Here is a 24,499-nt window from a genome sequence, read left to right on the forward strand (position 1 = left end):
TGAGTACAGTGTTTATAGTTATAAAGTAATTTCAAAGCATTTGTTGATGTGCTCTATTAATTCTGTGAATGGATTTCTTACAGCATATTTTTGTTCATAAGTAAGCTTCCTTGTGTCAATTACCTGTAGACAATTCCTTTTGAATACAGGGCTTTTCAATAAGATTCCATATCTGCTGATTTCTGCATCCATCCCATCCTGATTCAGGTATTTAAAGCCTTTATCATATTTCGAGCGAATGAATATCCTTTCAGCCTGACTTTCCAATAGCCCCAAAAAATTAATGAACACCAAAGTTGATTTCGCAGAGACATTGGAGTATTCAAAAGGGATAACAATTACATCACTGTAAACAAGCAGGTCACTATATTTAACATCCAATGTTCCTGCAAGATCAAATATGTTGAGCTCTTCACTTTCTTTTAATTCGATTAAAGTCTCAAAATCAGTGAAAGGTTGTTCATTCTCTTCATCTATGATCTGTACATCGTACAGTTTGGGGATTTCTAGTAATTCGTCTTCTTTCCATTTATGATAAAATGACTTCTGAAAATCGAAATCAAATACATTGACCTTTCTTTTTGAATTGACAGAAACATAATTAGCAAAAGCTATTGCCAATGTTGTTTTACCAGTTCCTCCTTTTTGCGTTGCAAATGTGATTATCATAATTTTATAATTGACTATAGATTTTCAAAAACCAGAATTCATATTATTTCCCTCTTTTTTTCTTTCTCCTCTTCAATTCATTTTCTGCCGGATCTTTAGAATTACCGGAACTTTTCATCAGTTCAAAAAGCAGTTCACTGATGGCCGTTTTAAATTCTTGTCCTTCTTTACTTTCCTTTTCCTGTATTGTTTCCAATCGAGGATTTAGAAATTTCTGATATTGTTTTTCACCAATCATCGATTCCAATTCACCTATATAATGTTGTCTCGAGTGAATGACGTAATATTTTCCATCCTCCGATTTTACAATGCTGATATCTTCTTCATTTTGGGTTTTTAGATATTCTTTTACATCAGCTCTGATAGGATTGAATGTTTCCTTACTTTTTTGTTTTTTATTTTCAAAAAGCATAAACTCCTTGATTTCGAGTTCCGGATATTTGGTATTGAAAAAATTCAGCAGCAATATTTTGCTTGCCTCATTTGGAATATTGTAATCCTTTAAGCTTTCAAACCATTTCTTATCCATTTTCTCTGAAGTGAAGTCAAACAATTTATTCATTTTCATAATATCACTTCCTTTGTAGACTGCTCCACTTTTATGATCAATGATGGTGTAACCAAAAGGTCGAATGTCACTTTTATGATGGAAAACGATGTCGATTCCAAAAACATCTCTCAGCTTCTTCTGAAGTTCACTTTCGAATTCAATTTTCGGTGTCCAATCATCTTTTTTCTTTTCTTCGGGAAGCATTGCCTCCTGTTTTCTAAAATCTTCAACTTTGAAAACCTTGTTGGAGTAAATACTTTTATACTTTGAAAAAATGGCTTTCAACTGCCCTGTCCGTTTTTCATTTTTCTTATTATGATAAACAAGTTGGGTTCCTGATACTATTCGTTGGATCACTCCGTTTTTTAAAATGGTTAAAAATTTTTCATCATTTGTGTTTTTGCTCAACTTAAAACCACTTCTCTCAATCAGAGTTTCAAACTGATTGATCGAACTTATTTTGTAATTCAGCAACTTGTTAAATTCTTCTTCTGACTTGATTCCGTACAGCTTTTCCAAAGTATTACTCAACGCCTTTTGAGCTTTCAGTTTCTCATAGCTGTCATTGATCTTCTTTCCAGTCTGGTTATCTACGCGGGTCGTAACGATATGAATGTGATTGTTCTCTGTATCATTATGAAAAACCACAATAAATGGCTGTTCCCCGTATCCCATTTCAATCATAAAGTCTTCAGCAATCTTGCTAAGTTCTTCCTTAGAATGTTCTCTAAACTTTGTTGAGATTGTCGCATGAAATTGTGGTTTAAGCATTTTTTTATTTACTGATGAAACAGCTTTCAAATAATCTCTTACCTGCTGTTTATCACTATTTTCATTGATGAAGGATGGAAAGTTTTTCATCATCATCAGTTCTCCTTTTTCTTTTTCGATCTTTTTATCATTATAATTTACTCCTGGAAAATCGGAACCTGCCGGATCCATTATTTTTACAATCACTTTGACAACAAGGCATAAATATTTTCAAATATTTTATTTTGCTCTTGTTTCAGTGTTGTTATTTCTGAAAGCCTTTCCAAAAAATCATTTAAATTTTTAGGACTAATAGATTTTTGGATATTGACAATTTTGGCAACTTGATTAATATTTGTCTCTATCTTGACGAAGACATTGTCCTGTTTTTCAATGAACGATAATACTTTTCTTCTCTCATCGTCCATCATTCTTTCTTCTACAGAATTAACAATCAAACTCGTTATTGAGATTTTCTTTTCCTGACAGATTTTTTTCCACTTCTCTTTTTGAGTTTTTTGCACTCTAAGGATAATTGTATCTTTTTTTCTATCGTTTTCCATTTCTAATAAGTTCAATTACTTTATTTGAAACTATGGTAAATATGGTTGTCGCCAATTAGAATATCCTTGAACTTCACCATATGTATAATATATTGTTGACATTGCATTTAAAGACGTCTGGGGAATTTGTATGGCGTAATTTTCTAATAGTGCAGAAAAATATTGGGTTGAGTTTTCTGTATGCAATAAAACAATCTGATTGGGTATATAACCGATATCACTGTATATATCTCCAATGCCTATAAAAGCATTTCCTGTAATAGGTGCAGAATTGGAGGATCTATAAATCTGAAAGCGGACATTTACTATCCCTTAAATCTTTCTGAATGACACGTTGCCTTTTAAACCTCCAAAATTTTGAGTTCCGATGGTGTAGGATTTGGAAGATGTTAAATAAGCGTTGGTATTTCCCCATTTATTAACCACAGTAGACCACGTGGAAGTTGCTGTGAGCCCGGATGTGCTTGTTGGATCAAATGTTAATAAAATATGATATTCGATGGGATTCTTTTCTTTAGAAAACGGTTGCCAAATAGTACCATCAAAGTAATATAATCCGGACTCTTTAATATTGATAACTTGACCGACTAAATTACTAGGCACAGAAGTTACAAAAACAACTGCTCCTTCTTTAGCAGACGAATATGTTTTAGCGGCCAGCTGATTTCCTGTAATTCGAGGAGGTATTATTCCATCATAATGAGAAGTATCGTTGGGCTTTCCTACAACATCTAAGGTTGCTTGGGGAATTTGAGTATTAATTCCGACTTGTCCTATTACCGATATTGAAAGAAAGGACATAAAAAAATAAATTAATGTTTTCATTCTTTTGATAAATTTCTATTGCAAAATTGAGACATCAAAACTTTGAAAACAATAGTTTTAATCGTAGTTGGGCTAAATAAGAAGCGACTGGATGAGTATAGAATATTTGAAAATTAATAAGGAATAAATTGTATTAATCTGGAATCTTAAACCTGATTTCAAGGAAAACAAAAAAACAAGTTCCGCAGTTTTTTCCCCTTTTTGCAAAAAAGGCAAGAGAGTCTTGTATATACAAAGACACATCTTGCTGTATAAAAGTTCAATTTTTCAGAGTTCTGAAAAAACCATGTATTATATTGAAAATGAAACATTTTTTAGAATTTCTGCTTTAGAAAGAAAAAAGAATGAAAATAACAGATTCTTAACCTGCATCTTTTTTATACACGTTTACAATTAAGGTGTATCTATTTTATACACCTTTTGCAAGCTGACTGTATAAAATTTATACCCATTTTCAATTTGACCGTACAAAATTTATACACTCATTTGATTTGATTATACAAATTTGATATTGAGTAATCAAAACATCATAAACCCTTTGTGAGAAACATTATTTATATTTGAAGAACATTAGAAATCTTCTATAAATTCAAAACTATCACTAATAAAAATGAAAATCATCCTCGCTCTTTTCCTATTCATATCAGGAATTCTATTTTCTCAAAATCAAAGATTTACTTATGAATATTCATTCAAGCTGGATTCATTAAATAAAGAAAATGTTGACAAGGAAATTATGAATCTTGATATTACAAAAGATGGTTCTTACTTTTACAGTGCTTTGCTGATTATGCGAGATTCTCTTTTCAAAGCTGAAGTTGAAAAGGGAAAAATGTCAAATTCCATTAGTATTGATTTTCGAAAAATCAATCATCCAAAAGCTAATTTTAGAGTTTCCAAAACCTATCCGAGTCTGGAAACAGTTTATCACACTTCACTTAATGCAAGTAATGTCGCTGTTAAAGAAACGAAGAAAATGAATTGGACTATTCTTCCGGAAACAAAAAGTATAGAAGGCTTCAAAGCTCAGAAATCAACAACTCAATTTGGAGGAAGAAATTGGATTGCGTGGTTTACTAATAATATTCAGATCCAAGACGGACCGTATAAGTTTTGTGGTTTGCCTGGATTAATATTAAATATCGAAGATGAGGGAAAAACTCATATTTTTAATTTAGTGGGTAGTCAGAAACTCGATTATACACCTTCGCTTATAGATTCAAAGACAAAAGAGATTTTTATTACAAAAGAAAGATTCAATCAACTTTGGAATGAATATATACAAGATCCTGCAAAAAACATTAAACTAATGCACAGCTCTTCGGAATTGTCAGAAACAATTTTGTTTAATTCAAACACTGGAAGTCCAATGACAAAGCAGGAATTAATAAGGAACAAAGAAAATGCAGCAGAAAATTTATTAGCGAAATTCAATAATTTTATAGAGAAAGACCTTTCCAAATAAAGACAGAGGTAAAATTCTATTTTTCCATATCAAGTATCTTATCCAATACTTGCTTTTTCCTGTTCTCTAAAGTTCCGCTTACTTCCAGAATTTCATTGCTAAAATCTCCAATCCAGTTTTCTAGACTATCATCCACTTCGCGTCTTAGATTTGGTAAGTCTGATTCCTGATAGGAAATTACATCTACTTTTTCTATGGGAACAAAAATCAAAAGGTCAATTTCAGCAATTGCCGTGGTCATTTTTTCATAGAGAGCGGATATATTTTTCTTTTTTCCTACCGAATAAATGTATGCTAATAAGTCTAATGGACAACGGTCAAAAATCACATTGTCATCACTATTTTGCAGTTGTTCTACAGAAAAATTGAATTGCTCCATATAATCTTCCAACGTCGGTATTTCTGAAAACAAATATCCTTCTTCCTCAAGTTGTAAGTAAGGCTCAATTATAAATTCATAATCAGGTAAACTTTCTGCAATCTCTTCTGCCAAAGTTGTTTTTCCGACTCTATGTGAACCTGTAAAAGCTATTCGCATAATAAAAGATTTTGATGTCGACTCTCAAATTTAGACAATAATTAGCACTATGGAAATTCACTTTTTTGTTCACAATACCATTCATTCAAATCATTAAAATTTTTATAAACCATAGAGCAATTTTCCACATTACTAAATTGATTTTGAATTTTAATTGCAGCATCTTTTCCATCACTATCATTATCTAAAAACAATGAGATTTTATCATATTGATCCAATTCACATTCGACTTTAAAAAGCATCGAAGTAGAATTAAGAATGAGATAATCTGAGCTTTGTTCCTTTTCCAAATTTCTGTAAGTTAGGTAATCAAAAAATCCCTCAAAAATAACAATCTCAGTAAAATTGTTATTTTGATTCTTAAGTAACGTAACATCTTTCCTACCCAAACATATCTTAGAATATTTATTTCGTATCTCAAAACCGCCAGAATTATTCAAAAAGCCTATTCCAAAATACTTTTTACCATACATTTTGTAATGGACTTCTTTGACTAAATCTTTTTGCTCATAAACCTTTCGCGATATTAAATACTGAATCAACGCTAAGTGTCTAATGCTATTGACTTTAAGAATTTCATATTCAATTTCTTGCTTTTCTTGAACATTCTGAATTTCATTCGTTGTAGAAAAATCAAACTTTTCAAGATATTTCAAAGCCTCAGAAACAGAACATTTTTTCATTTGCTGTACAATTGAAATCACATCATAACTTTTGCCTGTTCCGAAATCAAATGCATTGTTTTTCACAAAATCCACAGAAAAACTGGGCGTCCTCTCCTCTCTGTCAATTGCAAAGTAAAAAGCTGACCTGTGATTATCTTTTGACGGAAGTAAATTGAACGATTCCATAACTGTTCTGATACCTATTTTTTGTTTAACTTCTTCGCAATTCATTTTTTTTCTTTTTAAAGCAAATTTTTCATCTCCGTTTTTCCTTTTAGATAAAAAAACTTTTATCTACTTTTAATGTACTTTTACCAACTCGCTATATCGACTTACCACAACAGTTTACGTATACTTTTTAAAAGAGTGCAATTCCGACTTTGAGATGAGTTTAATTCCGAAACAGAAATGAGCGTAATTCCGAGAAAAGTCCAATTTTGACATGAGTGCAAATCCGAATTCATTTTTTTAATGTTTATTAATTATTGAAGTTATACTCAATTCTACAAATAATCTGGGGTTTAGCCCTTTCTCCAAATTTTGAAATGAGCGCAATTCCGAAAACAGAAGCTAAAACGCTTATGTTTTTAAGATTTACTTAACACCAACTACCGCAATTCCGAAATCTAAATGAGTGCAATTCCGATTTCAAAGGATGATCGGATAACCGTTAGGAATCAATTTTCCTGTTCTGCTATCCTGATAAATTTCAATAACTAATCGCTGAATCTCTTGTAAAAAATCTGTTCCTTGAAATACAGTAGACTGTATTCTTTTCAATCTGCATATTTTAATGAACCTTGTAAAAGCTTTCTCTATCAATATGCGGGTCTGCGGAATATTCCGGTATTGATGAAAGAATTGGTTCATTTCAGATTCCTGTAAACCAAACCTTTTCCGAAAATAGCTTAGTCTTCTCGCTATTTCAGATGGTTTACTTTGTTTTTCAGCAATTGGAACATCAGAGTTGATTTTAGTTTGATAAGGAATGATGAAAATAGAATCTGCTTTGCATCTGTAATTAAAAGACAAGCTATTATACTGATCAAGAGCTATTCTTGCGAGTTTTAGAAATTTAAAACAGAAATCATTGGCTGTTTTATAATTGAGATTAAACTTTTTATTCAATGTAGACAACTTCAGAACAGTTCCGCTTTCAGGTAATTTAGAAAGCCAAATGGCAAAAATGATGTGTTTATTGTTTCTTACGTTATATACCAAATTGTACAAAACATAGTTGTATTCAGGTATTACTAACAATTTTTTAAGCCAATAGCTGCTGACTAAAAATGTAGTATAACCTCTTTTATCGTAACTCGGAGTGGAAATCAATCCTCCGAAAGTTTTTATTTCTTTTCCTTTTGAGTTTATCGACTTGTACCAGCCCATTTTAAATCGTGTAAGAAACTCATAAGCACTAATCACTTGTTGTGTTGAACCGCTTGGAGAAATTTTGCTGTTTCTTATTTTGATAGAAGCAAAAATGTTGTTTTCGGTCTCAAATTCTTCATCGAACAGAGATAGTTGCTTAGGTCTGTCTTCTGGACGAAACTGTTCATTACCAATAATGGAGATGATGTTAAAAATAACTCGCAGCGCATTAATTGGAATATCAGCGGCTTCATTGTCATCGAAAATAAAGTCATCGACAAAGCGATTTCCGATTCGTATTCTGTCATGAACAACTTCGCTTTTATCTTCAAATTTTTTCCGGATTAACCTTAAATCCTTATCCATATCAGCCATACTTTTGCTTAAGCTTTCGCAAGATTTATTTTAAATACATTTCAAAAATCGATGAGCAGAACTAAAGCAACTTTATTTTTTCGCTCTTAAGAGTTTTTGATCCGTCAGCTAAACTGTAATATTTGAAAATATTAATTCCTTCTCCCTGAAATACTCTTTTTTCCACTTTCCCTAAATGAGGAATGCGTACTTTTTGAATTCCTCTGTATATTACAATCATACCATTGATGCTTACTTTTTGTCCAAGTTTTAAATCGGATATTGTCATTTCTTTTTTTTTTCATGGTTATTTGTAGTTTGATTTAATTAATACTGATTAAGAGTTAGGCCGCTTAATATTTGGAATGTCTTGTAACGACTCTGCGATATCTTCCTTGGAGTTTTTTAATGTAAGGAAGTAGGCTTTTCAGTGTCGATTTCCAGTTAATAATTCGGCGATCTGAAGAATTTTTCCATCCTTTACTAATCCAGCTTTCATATTTTTTCCTAATAAGCAACCCCATTTTTGATTCATAGCCTTCCAATGTTTCTGCATATCCTATAAATTCCTCCCAGGAAGGAATATTCCCATTTTCCTTATTTTGATTTTCAATCTGAGGAGGAAGTTTCTGGGCAGTAGAATTCTGTATTTCTTTTTTTTCCGCTGGTTCAATAAAAAAGGGATAATCCAGTACTAAGCGATAATGGCAGGGATGAGAATTAGAAGTTTGAAATTTTACAAGACCTCTATCTTTAAGCTTTTCCTTTGTCGATCTTATTGTACCTCTTGCCAGTCCTAATTCAGATCCCAATTCCATATCAGAAATCTTGAAATCATATCGATTGTTGTCATATCCAATTTTCAATAGATACAAATACAGAAAAACTTCTGTCGGAGTTATTTTTGCTGCCTTATTAAATTCCCAAAAACGCTGAATCATTTCAAGGTAATACATTTTTTATTTCTTTTTCCCGAAAAGCTTTAATGCCATTTCTATATTGATAATGATAAGATTGCCATTTTGTATAATCGCTTTATCCAATATACCTGATGATTTCACCTCTGAAGCTTTAGAAACAGAACAGCCTAAAATTTTCGCCAGACCTTTCAGTCCATATTCATACTTTTTCTGAGTAGCAAAGCTTTTTGAAATCTCTAAGAATTCTTCCACTGTCAATTGTGAGATCGGTGTTTTAGGATCAATATTTTTCATAAACTTTTATTTTTTATCATTTAGTAACTACGTAATCGTTGATGAAATTGACAATCTCAACATCAAGATTGTCTGACAAAGTTCCTCATTACCTCAAAGTTTTTTCGGTAGTTCTTCGGTACTACCGAAAGTTTTTTTTAACCCATTGAATAAAAATTTGACAAGAGAATTAGTGTTGATAATGGATAAAAAGAGGGTTATTCTTATCTTCAAGAACTCTAAATAATGCATACCAATAACTTTCGGTAGTTCTTCGTTACTACCGAGAAATTCAAATCGGAACAGAAATTCAGGATGATTCTAAAAGTAAAAATTAGAATAGTTTTTCTACATCACCTATCAAGATCATCAATATATTGATTAAGATTTTGCTGAAGCAAGGTGAGAAACTTGGATCGGTCTGTTTTTCTCAATCTGATTTCAGCGAGGGTTTTATGATAGTTCCCCAAATTGATATCAAGCGAATGTTCCGCCCATCTGAAAACTTCAGCTAGGTCAGCATGACCGCCATTGAAACAATTACTTTGATAAAGAGCATACAGTAATTCAGTCAAGGCCACTTTGGGAGCTGTCCACTCCAAACTTTTAATCTGGCTTATTGGAGTCTCTGCATTGTGGTTCGAATTAATTTTATTCGTTAAGTACTGATCCATTAAATCATTGGCAATAATCTGAGAAACCAAATGATCATGAGATGTTGAAAATTCCTCATCATAGCTGTACAATTCCGGACTTAGCTTTAATTTAAAATCGAACTTAAAACGCATAAAGTACTTTTTATCTAAAAAAGTCGATTTTCTACGGTAGTAACTAATAAAATCTTTCTGCTCGTTGTAAAAATATAAAAGGTTATTTCTTTCGTTCTGATAGTATGATTTCAATGCATCGAGGTCGGCAAAAGGTTTTGATGCCTCTATTGATAGAATCTTCGAGTAATAGATATACATCGCCACAAACTGTGGCTTAGTATTTTTGAAAAAATAAATCTCTTCACTCCAATCTGCAAATTGATATTGTCGTAAAATAATCTTCAATTGCCTTATTGCAGCATCTGTTTCCATTAAAATTTCCTCAGCCCGACCGATAATATCATTTTCACCTCTGTTGATCTGCTCTACATTTGCCATGAGATTACTCCATAGCTGATCGACCTTCTTTCTGAAAAGTTTTCCGTTCATACGTCTTATTTTTTTATTTACGTAAAAATCGGGCTAAAAAAAATAAAATTCAGTTGTTTTCCCTTTCCTGAAGCCTTTTCTTAACGAAATCAGTAGGTCTAATTCCATTAATTTCTAAAAAATGATTTGAAAAAACATTCCTATTCTTCATTCCACATTCTGAAGCCAACGTATCCATACTATATTTCAAGTAGATCTTGTCTTCCATCATCTTTTTGGTGATGTAATTAATCCTTAAGATCTTAATGTATTGGGTAAAAGAAGTATTCATATGTTCATTTAAAACAAATGATAATGCTGATCTGTGACTTTTTATCAATCTTGCAACATCCGGTAATTTGAGATCTTTATCTAGAAATTGTTTTTTGTCCTCAAAAATCTGTAGATTTTTTCTGATCTCATCAATAGTTTCGTCACTGTAAATACTTTTAATTACATTTTCATTAAGTACTCTTGGCTCCTTATCTGCTAAATCATTATTCTTTATTTTTTCTAAAAGATCATCGTATTTTTTTGTTAGAATTTTTTGCCTTTGTCTGTGACGAAATAAAAAGTAAAAAAATATTAACAACACACAAATTATGATCAAACTAAGAAAAGAACTTTCCCAATTATGTTTTCTGATAAGCTTATCCCGGCTCTGATTTAATTTATCAACCTGATATTCACTATAGATTCTTGTAGATAATGTAGAAAAGTCCGAGGAAATGATAGAATCCGCTCTCAATAGTTTATTGGTATAATAAAGCTGAAGATGGTCATCTCCCTTTTCTTTTGCATATTGGATGAGGTACTTATAATTATTGACGACTTCCGGAGTAACAAAATTAAATTTATTGAGAATTGAATCAACCTTGCTAAAATATAGCAAAGCACTCTTTTGGTCGTCATTGTTAAAATTTAATTTTCCAAGATAAAAGTACACTGTCGCCAGTGATACAAAATCGTCTTCATTCTTTAAAGTTCTCTCTGAGCTTTTCAAATATTGATAAGCCAGAGAAGATTGTTTCTTTCTTATACTTTGAATACCTTTTGCTTTCTGAAAATAGGCCAGTTCGAGAGCAAATTGCTTAGAATTTTGGACTCTTTCAAAGCCGATCTGAATCAGAGAATCTTCTTTCTTATAAAATTTTAGATTTCTGTAGCACGAACTTAACCTGTAAATACTGTTTAGATAGCCATGTTCATTGTTCAGTCTTAAATTAGGGTGTAATTTGCGAGAAGCCTCTTTTTCGTAGTAAGAAGCTGTTTCACTGAAATGCATTGCCGCTTCCTGATAAAAGCCTAAATAACATTTAACAATTCCTAAGTGATATAATATTTTATGATACAGATAATGATCTTCTGTATTCTTTGAATACTTAAATGCAGTCAAATATTCTTGTAACGCTTTGTTGTAATTCCTTTCATTGTAGTAGTAGATAATTCCTCGTTTTAAATACGCCATCGAGATTCTGTCTCCATTGTTGGTTTCAAGAGCTACAGCAACAGCACTATCCGCATATTTTATCTTTCTTTCTACCGAACGATTATAATAGACCGCTTCCTCATAGCCGGCTATGAGCTTTGATAGTTCTTTTTCTTTTTTAGCCTTGTCAATATATAAATTGACAAAGATCATTGCACGGCTATCATTTTCAGGATAGTCATCGAAAAGTTTATTGAGCTCTGAATAGGTGTACTTCTTAACATCCTGACTTTGAAAATTACAGAATGTGAAAAACAGTAATAATAAAAGAAATTTGTTGAAGATTTTCATGGTGTTGTTACATCAAATTTAAAAAAAAAATGTACAGAGCAAACGTCCTCTGTGATCGCCGAATACTCGATTCTAAAATAATTAATTGTTTACCAGTTAATTACAGACAAAAACACAAGTGACAAAGTATCTTTTATCACGTAATTAAATATCTCTTGTCACGATATTCCCTTTGTTTATCGATACAAGCCAAGTATTTTCGCTTAACGAATTCGATCAAAAACCGGCCGGGATAACTTTTTAAAATCATTAAAATTCTATGAAAAAGTATATCTCAATATTAAGTTTAATTACGGCAGTAGTTCTGCAATCATGTGAAAGATCAGATCTTAATATAGATTCTGAAAATGAAATTCTACCAAAAACAACAAGTACTTCGGAGAAGATATATTCCAGATCTGAAAATGACACAGCTCCTGAAAATCCCTCTTCAAATAATATTGAAACAGGAGATGATGATGAGCCGAGGAAAGATAAATCACATTGGAGAATCCAGAATGATAGTATTAAATAATGGCTGAATCATCAAAAAATGAAAAGCATGACAAACAAATACGCAAGCAAATTATCATTGAATCAGGAAAGACATGTACAGCTAGTGGTGAATGGGAATCCAGTGGTACAATCAGCACAATAGTGTACGTCTCCAAAGGAGAATCAATGCCTTTATACTGTGGAAAGAAAGTAAAATGGATTTTGCTAAAACCAGGTTAAAATTAAAACATAACCATGAAAAAATTAGGGATAATATTCGTTGAATTCACCTGTTACTTCTTTATACTGCTATTTTGCTACGCCAGCATTAGTAAGATATTAGATTTTGAAAATTTTCAAATACAAATAGGGCAATCACCACTGTTAAGTGCTTATGCAGGAATTGTGTCCTATTTCACTATAGTAATTGAAATAGTGATTTCTTTTTTACTAGCTATACCTACCACTCGCAGGCTTGGATTGTATTCCTCAATAGGACTGATGGGAGCATTTACAGCTTACATTTATATTATTTTGAATTATAGTGAATTTATACCTTGTTCTTGTGGCGGTATTTTGGAAAAAATGGATTGGAATACACATCTAATTTTCAACATGGGCTGTATTTTTATTGCCATAATCTCCTATTTTATAGTAGAAAAGGACAGAAATATTAACATAAAAAGAACAATCTCGGTAGTTCTTTTTATGTTGGTATTTAGTAGTGGTATAGTGGTATTATTGTATTATACCTCTGAATATGTGATAAAAAAAGAAAACAATTTTATCAGGCGTTTTCCTCATCATGGCGTGGTTGAAATAGATCGTTATGATTTGAAGTTCAATTCATTTTATTTTGCAGGATATGATAATGATAAAATCTATCTTGGAAATTATACTTCTCCATTTCTTCTAACTGAAATCTCAAAAGACTTAAAACTTTATAAACAGTATTTACTGAAACCTGAAAATTATAAGAAATTCAAGTGGTCAAGTACTAAGATTAAAGTTGCTCCTCCGTATGTATTTTTATACGATGGAAAAATTCCTGTAATTTACAAAGCGCAGATAGGGCAATCTGAAATGAAGATCATTAGTGAAAACGACGCTTATTTCAGTGATTTGGAAAGTGTCGACAATGATCATATCGCTTTGCGTTCTAAAAGCAGTCATAGTGGTTCAAATACACTAGGAATATTAAATCTTTCAGAAGATAACCAAGTAAAATTGAATGATACCTCATTAGATGGAAATGGTCTATTTGAAACAGATGGACAGTTATTATACAGCCCGTTTAGTGAGTCATTGATCTATGTTTATTACTACAAAAACCGTTTTGATGTTTTTGATAAAACCATAAGTCAAAAATCGATACATCATACCATTGATACAATATCAAGGCCTCAAATTAAAGTGGTCGAAATGAAAAATGGTATTAAGAAAATGGCTGCACCACCACAGATTGTCAATGCATATGCCACTGTTCAGCAGGATATTTTATTTAATAAATCGAATTTAATTGGAAGATATGAACTAAGAAAACACTGGAAAAACAATAGTGTTGTAGATATGTATAACATCAGTAAAAGAGAATATCTGGGAAGTTTTTACGTCGAAAACCGCGGTGACAATAAGATGACCCAAATGTTAGCAACCGATCAGTTTTTTTATACATTGATTGGAAGCGAAATTGTAAGGTACCGCTATGCGCAAGTGATATCAAAACAATTGATTAGGGAAAGCCCAAAACCTATAAAAGAGTAGGCAAAAACTAAAATTACTTTATTATGAAAAAATTCATTTTACCTGTATGTGTAGGATTACTAGCTACAGGAGCAGCATTGACAACTCAAAGTTTCAAAGCGCATAACAGTGCTATTGTAGATGGACATATGCTGGATGTTTCAGATCCGGCTAATCCAAAATGTGAAAATACATTTATTGCATGTTCAACCATTCCTTCGGCTTTTGCCTGTCAGGATGGCAACGGTAACGTTTTGCGAGAACTTCAGGGAACCAGTTGCCCTGAGTCTCTTTACAGACCATAATAAAAAGAGCTGCCTATCGGCAGCTTTCTTTATTTTTATCATAGTTTCTATTTAAGATAATGGTTGAACCAATTCAAGAAATATTGCGTTGCTTTCTTTTGATTTTCAGGTTTCATCAGTGTATGCCCCTCCTGTGGAAATAACATAAGTTCAACAGGTTTCTTAAGACTTCTTAATCCTACAAACATTGCAATACTTTGCTCAAAATCAACGTGCCGATCTTCTTTTCCTGCCCACAGCAAAAGCGGTGTATTTATTTTATCAGCATTAAAGACAGGATTATTATTAAAATACACGTTTTTATTATCATAAAAATTACCAGAAAATCTAAAACTTTGATCTGTATATTTCCAAATGTTTGGTCTAAAATTGGTTTTACTGACTGAAAAATAAGAGGCTGTAATATCAGATAAGGAAGCTCCACTTATTGCTGCTTTGAACAATCCCGAGTGCGCAATGATATAATTTGTTTCAAATCCTCCAAAAGATTCCCCCATTATTCCTATTTTACTTTGATCTATACTAAAAGAATCAGATACTATTTCAATAGCTTTATTAACTGACCTAAGAGCAGATTCCCCAGGTTGATTAATAATATACTTTATCCTTGGTAAAATAATAATATAATTTTCCATAGCAGTCAAAGATCGGTTGAATCCGGACTGATTGAAAACACTGGGAAAATAAAAAGTCTTGTAGGAAGCTGCTTCATTTTCGTAGACACATACTATGGCAGGATACTTTCTATCATGATGATAGCCCGGAGGTAAAATAACACTTACATACGTTGTATTTCCAACATCATCCCTAAAATCAATTAATTCTGCTTTTGGAAATTTTTCTTTCTGAAACATTTCCTTATTGGACTCATAAATCACTTTCAATGTTTTATCTCTGATGTTGTATTTTTCTAACATATAGGGCGTATTAGCATTTTCTTTAGTAAAACTAATATTACTTGTAGAACAAACGAATTGATCCAGCTTATAAAAATCCAAACCTGAAATCCTTTCAAGTTTCTTATCATCATACACAGAAAGCCCCTCTCTAATATCATCTTTATGACTAACCTTAATTAAAATATAATTTTCTTTGATTTTCCTATATCTAGTCCATCTAAGAGGTGCACTTGTCACTACTGCTCTATTTAATATCTTAAAGGATACTTCCGGATCAGAAGAGTTAGTTATATTTTTATATGTTTTAGAATTCAGATCGTATTCCCACAAATTATTAACTGAGGTTAGATAAATTTTACTCATATTATTCGAAAAAAACAGATCTCCTGCTGAATTGATGTTGCTCTCATTTTGCCTGTTAAATCGATAAAAGTTTTCATTTATTTTACTCGTCAGATTTTCTTTCTTCTTGGAATGTAAATTATACATCCACCAATCTCGATTCTCAAAGTAAATCAATACCCCTTTTCCTACCGGATAAAATTGTTTCGCTTTTTGAACTTCAAATTCAACTTTATGACTATAAACATTTCTAATCCTAATGGAAGGAATTAAAAACTCAGTATCGGAATCACCATTGGCAAAATCCAGAACCTCTAAAATATACTGATCATTAAAAATCAAATAACGATTGCTTACATTTGGATCACTTTCATTAGATATCTGTTCCCCGGTTGAGAGATTGAGCAGTAATGCTTCAAAATCTCTATTTTTTCTTGCCTCGAAATTAGGTTTCAAAGCTAGATCATTACTATACCAATTTTCAATGCTATCTTTGTAGGAAATGGGTTTGTTTTTTCTTGATGCAATAAGCATATCATGATCACCAAATCCAAACCCCGTAAAATCATTAAACTTATTATCAATATATTTATCAAATCTTTTCTCTCCATTCCAATTGTAGAATAAGACCTTCAATCTTCCACTATCTTTTACAATAAACTTTGATAATCTATTTGAAATATCAGGTGTGTGATTAATCAGCTCTTGCGATTTTATACTGTCAAATCTCGTTATGATCTTACCTGTCTTATAACTAACGATAAAAGAAAAATCACTGCCTAAAACCAATGACAGGTCATCATCAAGGGGTTGAATTTTTGTGACCCCTTGAGCAATATTAGATGATTTAAAGGGTTGACAAATGCTAACAAGCTGGCTGCTAGAACGTGTAATGATAAAACCATATTGAAAATCATCTTTAAAATTAAAATCAGATACATCCTTAATTACTTTTTTCTCTTTAGTTTTTAAGTTGATTATTAATAGACTATTATCTGATTGAAGCACTACAAAGAGATTATTATTGAGAAAACTTTTAACGACATTTTTAAAAGAGATGGTGTCTTTAGTTTGTGCATTTAACAGAACCATTCTTTTTTCTGAGTTGTCATAAATTTTATTAAATGAACTCCAATGACCATTATTACTGATATCTGAATTAACAATCTTGTACCATTTATCAAATCTTTGATCATCTAAAACCTTTTGTCCAGAAATTTCTCCGCAACAAAAACACAATAAAGCCAATAATGATGCATAAAATTTAGTAGCCATTATTCTGAGGTTTAAGAGATGGGTTGGCAATCAATTCATTTTCAGGTAAGGGCAATAGAGACATATAGTTTTTCCAAGAGGATTTAACTGTTGGCATATAGATATTTAAAAGACCTTTTCTTTTAAGATCAAAGAATCTATGTCCAAACTCAGTAAACAATTCGTGTCGACGCTCATCCATCACAGCAGTTCTTATCTGCTGTTGATTTAAATTATCAAGACCAACAAGCCCTGCTCTTTGTCTCAATTGATTTAATCGGGTCATTGCAGTCTGAATATTTCCTAACTCATTTTCCGCTTCAGCCAAAATTAAATAAGCCTCTTCGACTCTCAATACAATTGAAAATTCTAATGATGATGAAGTTTTATTATTCTGGGTATATTTATAGGGGTAAGAATAATTCATCGTGGCATTAGATAAAGCCTTTGTCCATTTTAGTTTTCTCTGATCATTGGGTTCAAATGAATTCAATAAATTTTGAGATAAAACGACATTTTGCGGAGGCAAAGTGACAAAAATATAATACTGTCCTTCTAAAGTATTGACTCCTGCTTCTAAAGGCATAAATTGCCAGACAGCGCTTTTACTGTCTTTTAAAAACGTCTTTGAAATATCCGTTTCCATTGTATACAATGGATTTTGAATAATCAAATCCGCCATTATTCTGGCTTTTGCCCATTCCTGCTTGTATAAATATAGTCTGGCTAATGCCAATCTGACGCCTGATCTGTTAATTCTCGTACGATTGGCTGTAGGATATTGGTCTGTCAGGTACTGATCTGCTTTCTGATAATCTTCCTCAATATGAACATATACATTATCTAAACTCTGTCTTAAAACAGATTGATTTTGCAGATAATCAGTAGTAGTGATGTACGGTACATCACCATAAAGATTAACCAGGTAAAAGTGTAAGAACCCTCGTATAAAATAAGCTTCGCCCAAAATCTGATTAACGGTCTGCTGATCAAGATAAGCTGTACTTTTTTCAACTCCTTCAATGATATTATTAACAGCATAGATCTGCTTGTAGGCATTCACCCAGATCGTATTAACAACAGTGGTATTTTGCTGGACACTAAGATCAAAAAAGCTTTTAAAATCCAGAGACTGATTACTAACAGAATTGAGCTCATCCGTATAACAGCCCATTAATGTTCCTACCCCATAAAGCGAACCATTTAAAAGCGTATTGGCTCTTAAATTGGAATAAACATCCGACAAAGCTGCATAAGCAAGGCTTTTATCTTTAAACACCATAGATTGCGATATCTGATTGTTTGGGTCATCCACTTCAAGAAACTTCTCACAGCTTATCACATAGAAACCGAAAAATAGAATAATAGAGTGTAAGAAATACTTTTTATAATGATATGAATTTTTCATTTTGTTAAAATTTAATATTAGCTGAAAAGGCGAACGTTTTTGCCAAAGGCAGAAATAACCCCTGCACTTCGGGATCAATACCTTTGTACTTAGTGAAAGTCACAAGATTCTGCGCATGCAATTGTAGTGTCAGATCATTAATCAAAGTTCCCGACAGAGGAACTTTGTAGCCTATCTGTACATTATTCAGCCTTATAAATGAAGCATCTACAATGACTGCATCACTGGCTTGATACTGCGCAAAAGCTCTGGATGCATTGCTATTAGAACCTGTACTGGGTCGTTGAAAACGTGCATTAGGATTTTCAGGAGTCCAGTAATCGAGCATATAGGTTGGAACGTTGGACATAGAACCTAATAATGGTAAACTATAATCTAAATTGAATTGTCTCTGTTTAACGAATTGAAAAAGAAAATCCAATGACCAGTTTTTATATGAAACCTGACTTCCTACTCCACCGAAATTTTTAACACCTATATCAACCACTTTCGTTCTATCATTGGAATCTATCTTACCATCGCCATTTAAATCAGAAAATTCAAACAATCCTGTAGTTGGATTAACCCCTTTAAGTTCATAAACCTTTTTAATGTTTAATGATAGCCCCACTTCATAAGTAGAAGAATAAGATGATGATTGCAAATTATCATATTCCAAAAGCCTGCTCTCTGGAAGAGTCCAGTTTCCAGTCATTTTCCATCTCACATTTTGTCCCCTTAAAATTGAAATACTCAGATCCGCCTCAGTTCCTGAGTTCTGAACTTTTGCAGAAAAATTACTTTGTATTGTTGCAAAACCTGTAGTAGCAGGCAAAGGAATTCCTACCAATTGATTAGATGATCTGTTTCTAAACCAGCCTACAGAAAGATTAATCCGATCTTTTAGAAATCCAAGTTCTAAAGCATACTCAAGCTTTGTCGTTTTCTCCCAACTGAAATCCGGATTATATAATCTTGAAGGATAAATTCCTATTGTTCCATCATAAGCTTGTGATGTGGTTGTATAAGTATTCAAATACTGATAATCTCCAATCAGATCACTTCCGGAAGTCCCTAAACTAGCTCTCAGCTTTCCAAAGCTCAACCACTTTAAGTTTTGCTTAATAAAGCCTTCCTCGGAAAATAACCAGGCTGCACCTACAGCACCAAAGTTGGCAAATCTTTTGTCCGGACCAAATCTGCTGGAACCATCTCTCCTACCTGTCAGATTAAAAATGTATTTCCCTGAATAATTGCAATTAAAACGTCCAAAAAAAGCAGTATAGCGGTAGTCGATATTCGTATCTTCAATTATTTTCTGCACTTTCGCATTGGACAAATTATCTATAAATTCATTTGAAGTAAAATCAGATGCCTGTAATCTTACGATATCATTTTTTCTTTCCTCAAATGTAGAACCCAGGAATGCGCTGAAAGAATGATTATTCCATTTTGTATTCCAGTGAAGCTGAGGTTCAACAATCCAACTTGTCTTAGAGACCAATCCTTCATAACGTGCAGAAATACTGCTCGTATAGCCTAAACTTGGATTGAAGGCGGAGGAGGGATTGATTCTTGATTCATTTTGTTGCGTTTGTGTATACCCTGCATTCAATTTTAAAGCCCAATGTCCTGAAATCTCATAAGATGCATTAACATTGGTTACCAATGATTTGATAGCATTTAAATACTTATTTTCCAGTTTTGCCAGAGGATTGGTAAAAGTATTTCCTTCCCAATTAAGACTACCATCAGACTGATATAACATTGGAGCATCAGGACCCAGCAAAATCTGTCGGGTAAGATCTGCATCTGTCTGATTATTATTTTCTTTAGTATAATAAATAGTCGGACTTATTTTAAGCTTCTTGTCGGGGCTTGTAATGACGGTGCTAAAATTAAATCCAGAACGTTTGTATCTTAAACCATGACCAAAAGCACTACCCTGCTCCAAATTAGACAACCCCAGATAATACTGAACAATTTCTGATCCTCCTGAATAAGCGAGCTGTTGCTGCTGGCTTATAAAAGTTTTCCCAATGAATTCTCTGTACCAGTCCGTATTACTGCTTTGATCCCATTTCCCATTAATATCGTATGCTGTTACAGGATAGGTTGTGATTCCATCATTGGCATAGGCATCTCTTCTCAATTGAAGATATTGCTCAGTATTGGCCATTTCTACCAACTTATTAGTTCTTGATACAGAAGTAATGGCATTAAATTCCAGCAAAGATTTTCCCTTTTTACCTTTTTTTGTTGTTATAATCACAACCCCATTTGCTCCTCTGGAACCGTAAATTGCCGTTGCATCAGCATCCTTAAGAACTTCCATACTTTCAATATCATTCGGATTGATGGAATTAAGCGGACTTGATTCTCCCTTGGAAAGAATATTATTCGATAAAGTACTTAAAGAGTTGGACTGCGCATTGAGGGGTACACCGTCAACAATAATTAAAGGATAATTACCATCAAATCTCAGGCTGTTTTTTCCTCTGATCTGAATATCAAATCCACCACCAGCAGTACCAGAGTTCTGCATAACGCTTACTCCTGACATACGACCTTGTGCAGATGCCAACACATTCGTCACAGGCTGGTTTTCAATTTCTTTAGCAGAAACCCGAGCAATACTTCCTGTCCTTTCCTTGTCCTTAACCTTATAATATCCCGCATTGACAACCACTTCCTCAATGCCCTGTTCCTTTTGATCCAGCTTAAGATTGATAACTGTTCTACCGCCAAGAGCGATTTTCTTTTCCGCATATTCAGGATGCCGAAAGATGACAGATGGATTTTCTCCTGTTATTTCTAATTGATAAATACCTTTTGAATTGGTTAAAGTAACCTGATCACTACCTTCCTGCGAGACCACAACTCCCGAAAGCGGTGATTGATTGTCTCCGACAGTAACAGTTCCTGTCACTGTCCTGGTCTGCGCTTTAATGTTTCCGCATATTACGGTAAACATAAACACAAGACCGATGCTTCCTATGTTAGAATAGGATTTTTTCATAGTTTTGTATGGGTTTTAATTTTATTAAAATCCTCGAATAAACTCTAGCTCTTTCCCGGGTCTGCAAACTTATGGGAGGAGCTTTTTTTATGCGGAGGATGATTCTATTTCATTTCTTCTTTTTTATTATTACTTCTGGATTCAGGTATTTGAAAACAAAACTTTCGCAGTGCCCTTTGGTAAAGGATTTCGCCTAAGATAACCGCAAGGCACCTGAAAGCCATTTAATATGAATGAAATTATGTCCCGTGAAAGCTTTAAAGCCGCAATGAGTTGTACACCCCATTGTATCGTGCAGTCAGTTATTATATTAGAAAGCAGCTTAGGGTGTAGAGAAAATATCTGACAACATTGAAATAAAACGGCGTGAAACTCTACTTACTGGATAGAGGTACTGGCATACCTTGCAACAGATAAGAGAGCTCACGCCATGGTCGTGAGCCTTCTGCTTATCGTCTCGTTGCTAAAAAGTGCCAGTTTTCTATCCGAGATTCTAAGCGAATGGCTTCTAATATTTTTTGAAGTTTCGCAAAATTACATCAATAATTTGATGTTTCATAATGCGAATATACCAAAATTAATTTACACATGTGTAATTGTTAAGATTGTTTTTTATCACTCCATTTGTTAATATGAGAAAGCAAACAAAAATTCCAGAACTAACTGATGCAATTTCAGATGTGATTAAAGAACTTTATAGAGAGAGCGGTAAGGCTTTGCTAGATGTCAATAATGAATATTATAGTGAATTTGGAAAAAATCTTGCTTTAGAACGCTATACTTCTACAGACCATAATATTACTTGCAGCAAACTATTTGCAATTTGCGATTATTTCGAAATTTCCATGTCAGAGTTTTTCAAAAGAGTTGAAGATAAAAATAAGTTACTAAAATTTAGAAAAGATCGTAAAGGAATATTGGTCAAAAAAGCATATAAAGAATCTTAAAGAGTATGATTTCTTTATATTGAAACAAAATATCTAAATACACCATTAATTTTTCAATAAGCTAATAAAAAAATTATTTCATTTTTTAAAATAGTAACATTTTGTATATTTGATAGTGTATAATAAAACTAAAACATGAAAATATTTACAGATTTAAATTTAGGCTTTGCAGATGCAGAAAATTATAAAAAGAGAGAAAATAAAAATTTACTAAAGAAATATTTTATTAAAACTGACGAATTAAATTCCTTAATAAATCAGAATATTTATTTTCTTATCGGAGATAAAGGTACAGGTAAAACAGCGTATTCCATATATTTATCAAATAGCGAATATCAAAATACAAATTCAAAAATCAATTATATACGGGAAACTGAATATTCTAAATTCATTAGTTTAAAAAAATCAAAAAATTTAGACTTAACTGATTATACCAATATATGGAAAGTTCTTTTATATCTTCTAATCAGTGTTAAAATAAAAGAGTCAGAAAAAGATAACGTTTTATTTTCAATTCATTCCAAATTTAAACCACTAAATGATGCAATTGATGAATTCTACAAATCAGCATTTTCTCCAGAAATAATTAATGCTATAAATATTATTGAAGAATCACAAGTTGCAGCATCTATTTTAAGCAAAAATTTTAATATCTCTGGTTACGACAAAAAAATTGAAAGTTTTAACAAATCACAATTTCAGGTTAATCTAATGTTTATTCAAAGGAAATTTGAGACAGCTTTAAGTTCTCTTAATTTGGAAAAAAACCATATCCAGTTTATTGATGGCATAGATATTAGACCCCGAAATATTGATTATGAAGATTATTTAGAATGTATTAAAGGATTGGCTAATGCCACTTGGAGCTTAAATAATGATTTTTTTGCAAATATAAAAGGTTCAAAAGGACGTATAAAGGTAATTTTATTACTTAGACCTGATATATTTTCACACTTAGGATTGCAAAATTTAAATACTAAAATTCGCGATAATAGTGTATTATTAGATTGGCGAACAACCTATCCAATATTTAATACATCAAAAATCTTTAAATTGAGTGACAATATTTTATCTTCTCAACAAGAAGAAACTTTTGATCTTGGTACTTGTTGGAATCATTACTTCAACTTCACACCCACTGTAAATGGTAAAATAGAAAACTCCTTTGTATCTTTTCTTAGATTTTCAATGTTTAGACCAAGAGATATAATAACGATGATGACTTTACTACAAGAGAAGGTAAAAATGGAAATAAATGCCGGTAGAAAGTTTCCACTTATAGATAAAAATGATTTTGAAAGTCAAGAATTTAGAAATAATTATTCTGATTATTTATTAGGTGAAATAAAAGATTATCTAGCATTCTACCATTCAGATAAAGATTATGAATTATTTCTGAAATTTTTTGAATATTTAGATGGTAAAGCAAGTTTCACTTATGATGAATATCTAAAATCATATGAAGATTTCGCAACATATATCGAAAAGGATGAATTAAATGTACCATATTTTTTTGAGTCAAGCGATAGCCTTCTTCAATTTTTATATGACTTGAATATAATTTGTTATATTGAAGATACGGAAAATGATACACATATACATTGGTCTTTCAGAGAACGAACCTACTCAAATATTAATCCAAAGGTTAAAGAAGATGTTAGATACTCGATACATTATGGTCTGCAAAAATCACTTAATACAGGTAAGGCAATTAGACGAAGAAAAATAAAAAGAAGTTAAATAATTATAACATTCTAAATAATCTCTTTTTATTTTTGAACTAATCTAAATTCTAATTAGTTGAAAAGTATCTTTATAGTTACATGAGGTCTTTCATAATCATCATACAATAAATATTTTTTTGTCGCATAAAATTAGAGGATCATCTTGCACTAAACATCATTATGTCAATAAAAACTTTTTCAAATATTAGACTATTTGTCAAAAAATAAATTTTAAGAACTAAATTTTGAAAGAAGTTTTTAAAGCATTTGAAATATCTGTTGCTAAAGTGATGAGATAATTCGAAAATAAATTTAAGTTTTCAAAAAAGCCCGTAAATTGTATAAAATATCGACGAAAGTCGTATTTGTTCTTTTTCTTAGAAAAAATCATTAAAAATCGTGAGGTAAATTCAGTAAAAATACAGAGTAATTTTTTTGGGATGCTTTTTATTTTTGTTTACGGAAATCCGTAATTATCATATTAACAAACTGTTTACCTTTACT

General features: G+C 32.0%; 22 protein-coding genes. 7 read left to right on the top strand and 15 right to left on the bottom strand.

Annotation, left to right across the window (positions count from 1 at the left end):
* Nucleotides 1–18: 18 nt before the first annotated feature.
* The 4 genes from RTY06_RS10735 to RTY06_RS10750 all read right to left on the bottom strand — a co-directional run bounded on the left by RTY06_RS10735 (nt 19) and on the right by RTY06_RS10750 (nt 3,333).
* Nucleotides 19–669, bottom strand: coding sequence for a ParA family protein (locus RTY06_RS10735; RefSeq protein WP_312824818.1), 651 nt, complete (start codon nt 667–669; stop codon nt 19–21).
* Between the two features lie 43 nt (nt 670–712).
* Nucleotides 713–2,161: a relaxase/mobilization nuclease domain-containing protein gene (locus RTY06_RS10740; protein WP_312824819.1), complete on the bottom strand. Its 1,449-nt coding sequence runs from the start codon at nt 2,159–2,161 to the stop codon at nt 713–715.
* Nucleotides 2,162–2,172: 11 nt separating this feature from the next.
* Nucleotides 2,173–2,532, bottom strand: a complete 360-nt coding sequence (locus tag RTY06_RS10745) for a plasmid mobilization relaxosome protein MobC (RefSeq protein WP_312824820.1) — start codon at nt 2,530–2,532, stop codon at nt 2,173–2,175.
* Between the two features lie 312 nt (nt 2,533–2,844).
* Nucleotides 2,845–3,333: a hypothetical protein gene (locus RTY06_RS10750; protein ID WP_312824821.1), complete on the bottom strand. Its 489-nt coding sequence runs from the start codon at nt 3,331–3,333 to the stop codon at nt 2,845–2,847.
* Between the two features lie 634 nt (nt 3,334–3,967).
* Between RTY06_RS10750 and RTY06_RS10755 the strand changes: the two genes are divergently transcribed.
* Nucleotides 3,968–4,822, top strand: coding sequence for a GLPGLI family protein (locus tag RTY06_RS10755; protein ID WP_312824822.1), 855 nt, complete (start codon nt 3,968–3,970; stop codon nt 4,820–4,822).
* A 16-nt stretch (nt 4,823–4,838) separates the two neighbouring features.
* Here RTY06_RS10755 and RTY06_RS10760 read toward each other — a convergent pair whose 3' ends face one another.
* The 8 genes from RTY06_RS10760 to RTY06_RS10795 all read right to left on the bottom strand — a co-directional run bounded on the left by RTY06_RS10760 (nt 4,839) and on the right by RTY06_RS10795 (nt 11,901).
* Nucleotides 4,839–5,360, bottom strand: a complete 522-nt coding sequence (locus RTY06_RS10760) for an AAA family ATPase (protein WP_312824823.1) — start codon at nt 5,358–5,360, stop codon at nt 4,839–4,841.
* 47 nt (nt 5,361–5,407) lie between these two features.
* Nucleotides 5,408–6,256: a toprim domain-containing protein gene (locus RTY06_RS10765; RefSeq protein WP_312824824.1), complete on the bottom strand. Its 849-nt coding sequence runs from the start codon at nt 6,254–6,256 to the stop codon at nt 5,408–5,410.
* Nucleotides 6,257–6,673: 417 nt separating this feature from the next.
* Nucleotides 6,674–7,762 carry a hypothetical protein gene (locus tag RTY06_RS10770; RefSeq protein ID WP_312824825.1) on the bottom strand — a complete coding sequence of 363 codons (1,089 nt, stop codon included), beginning with the start codon at nt 7,760–7,762 and terminating at the stop codon, nt 6,674–6,676.
* 70 nt (nt 7,763–7,832) lie between these two features.
* On the bottom strand, nt 7,833–8,039 hold the full coding sequence (locus tag RTY06_RS10775) for a hypothetical protein (protein ID WP_312824826.1): 207 nt from the start codon (nt 8,037–8,039) through the stop codon (nt 7,833–7,835).
* 64 nt (nt 8,040–8,103) lie between these two features.
* Nucleotides 8,104–8,706, bottom strand: coding sequence for a hypothetical protein (locus RTY06_RS10780; RefSeq protein ID WP_312824827.1), 603 nt, complete (start codon nt 8,704–8,706; stop codon nt 8,104–8,106).
* A gap of 3 nt (nt 8,707–8,709) precedes the next feature.
* Complete coding sequence (locus tag RTY06_RS10785) at nt 8,710–8,964, bottom strand: DUF3853 family protein (protein WP_312824828.1); 255 nt, start codon at nt 8,962–8,964, stop codon at nt 8,710–8,712.
* 332 nt (nt 8,965–9,296) lie between these two features.
* Nucleotides 9,297–10,142, bottom strand: a complete 846-nt coding sequence (locus tag RTY06_RS10790) for an RteC domain-containing protein (protein WP_312824829.1) — start codon at nt 10,140–10,142, stop codon at nt 9,297–9,299.
* Nucleotides 10,143–10,191: 49 nt separating this feature from the next.
* A complete protein-coding gene (locus RTY06_RS10795) occupies nt 10,192–11,901 on the bottom strand; it encodes an AraC family transcriptional regulator (protein ID WP_312824830.1) in 1,710 nt (569 codons plus the stop codon).
* Nucleotides 11,902–12,160: 259 nt separating this feature from the next.
* Here RTY06_RS10795 and RTY06_RS10800 point away from each other — a divergent pair, with 259 nt between their 5' ends.
* Genes RTY06_RS10800 through RTY06_RS10815 form a run of 4 tightly spaced genes read left to right on the top strand, consistent with a single transcriptional unit; the run spans nt 12,161 to nt 14,423 of the window.
* Complete coding sequence (locus tag RTY06_RS10800) at nt 12,161–12,415, top strand: hypothetical protein (protein WP_312824831.1); 255 nt, start codon at nt 12,161–12,163, stop codon at nt 12,413–12,415.
* The gene (locus RTY06_RS10805; protein WP_312824832.1) at nt 12,415–12,615 is read left to right on the top strand and encodes a hypothetical protein; all 201 of its coding nucleotides are present in this window, start codon (nt 12,415–12,417) and stop codon (nt 12,613–12,615) included. The genes RTY06_RS10800 and RTY06_RS10805 overlap by 1 nt, the downstream gene beginning before the upstream one ends.
* A 15-nt stretch (nt 12,616–12,630) precedes the next feature.
* Complete coding sequence (locus RTY06_RS10810) at nt 12,631–14,139, top strand: MauE/DoxX family redox-associated membrane protein (protein ID WP_409450845.1); 1,509 nt, start codon at nt 12,631–12,633, stop codon at nt 14,137–14,139.
* A 23-nt stretch (nt 14,140–14,162) separates the two neighbouring features.
* Entirely contained in the window at nt 14,163–14,423 is a 261-nt protein-coding gene (locus RTY06_RS10815; RefSeq protein WP_312824836.1) for a DUF6520 family protein, read from the top strand.
* A 47-nt stretch (nt 14,424–14,470) separates the two neighbouring features.
* Here RTY06_RS10815 and RTY06_RS10820 read toward each other — a convergent pair whose 3' ends face one another.
* The 3 genes from RTY06_RS10820 to RTY06_RS10830 are packed head-to-tail and all read right to left on the bottom strand — an operon-like array spanning nt 14,471 to nt 21,324.
* Complete coding sequence (locus RTY06_RS10820) at nt 14,471–16,939, bottom strand: prolyl oligopeptidase family serine peptidase (RefSeq protein WP_312824838.1); 2,469 nt, start codon at nt 16,937–16,939, stop codon at nt 14,471–14,473.
* The gene (locus RTY06_RS10825) at nt 16,929–18,326 is read right to left on the bottom strand and encodes a RagB/SusD family nutrient uptake outer membrane protein (RefSeq protein WP_312824840.1); all 1,398 of its coding nucleotides are present in this window, start codon (nt 18,324–18,326) and stop codon (nt 16,929–16,931) included. Before RTY06_RS10825 ends, RTY06_RS10820 begins: the two co-directional genes overlap by 11 nt.
* A gap of 4 nt (nt 18,327–18,330) precedes the next feature.
* Nucleotides 18,331–21,324 carry a SusC/RagA family TonB-linked outer membrane protein gene (locus RTY06_RS10830; RefSeq protein ID WP_312824842.1) on the bottom strand — a complete coding sequence of 998 codons (2,994 nt, stop codon included), beginning with the start codon at nt 21,322–21,324 and terminating at the stop codon, nt 18,331–18,333.
* 632 nt (nt 21,325–21,956) lie between these two features.
* Here RTY06_RS10830 and RTY06_RS10835 point away from each other — a divergent pair.
* Nucleotides 21,957–22,271 carry a hypothetical protein gene (locus RTY06_RS10835; protein WP_312824844.1) on the top strand — a complete coding sequence of 105 codons (315 nt, stop codon included), beginning with the start codon at nt 21,957–21,959 and terminating at the stop codon, nt 22,269–22,271.
* Nucleotides 22,272–22,406: 135 nt separating this feature from the next.
* On the top strand, nt 22,407–24,011 hold the full coding sequence (locus RTY06_RS10840; protein ID WP_312824846.1) for a P-loop ATPase, Sll1717 family: 1,605 nt from the start codon (nt 22,407–22,409) through the stop codon (nt 24,009–24,011).
* The last annotated feature ends 488 nt before the right edge of the window (nt 24,012–24,499 follow it).

This window comes from Epilithonimonas sp., from assembly GCF_032055105.1.
In the GTDB taxonomy this organism is placed as follows: domain Bacteria; phylum Bacteroidota; class Bacteroidia; order Flavobacteriales; family Weeksellaceae; genus Epilithonimonas.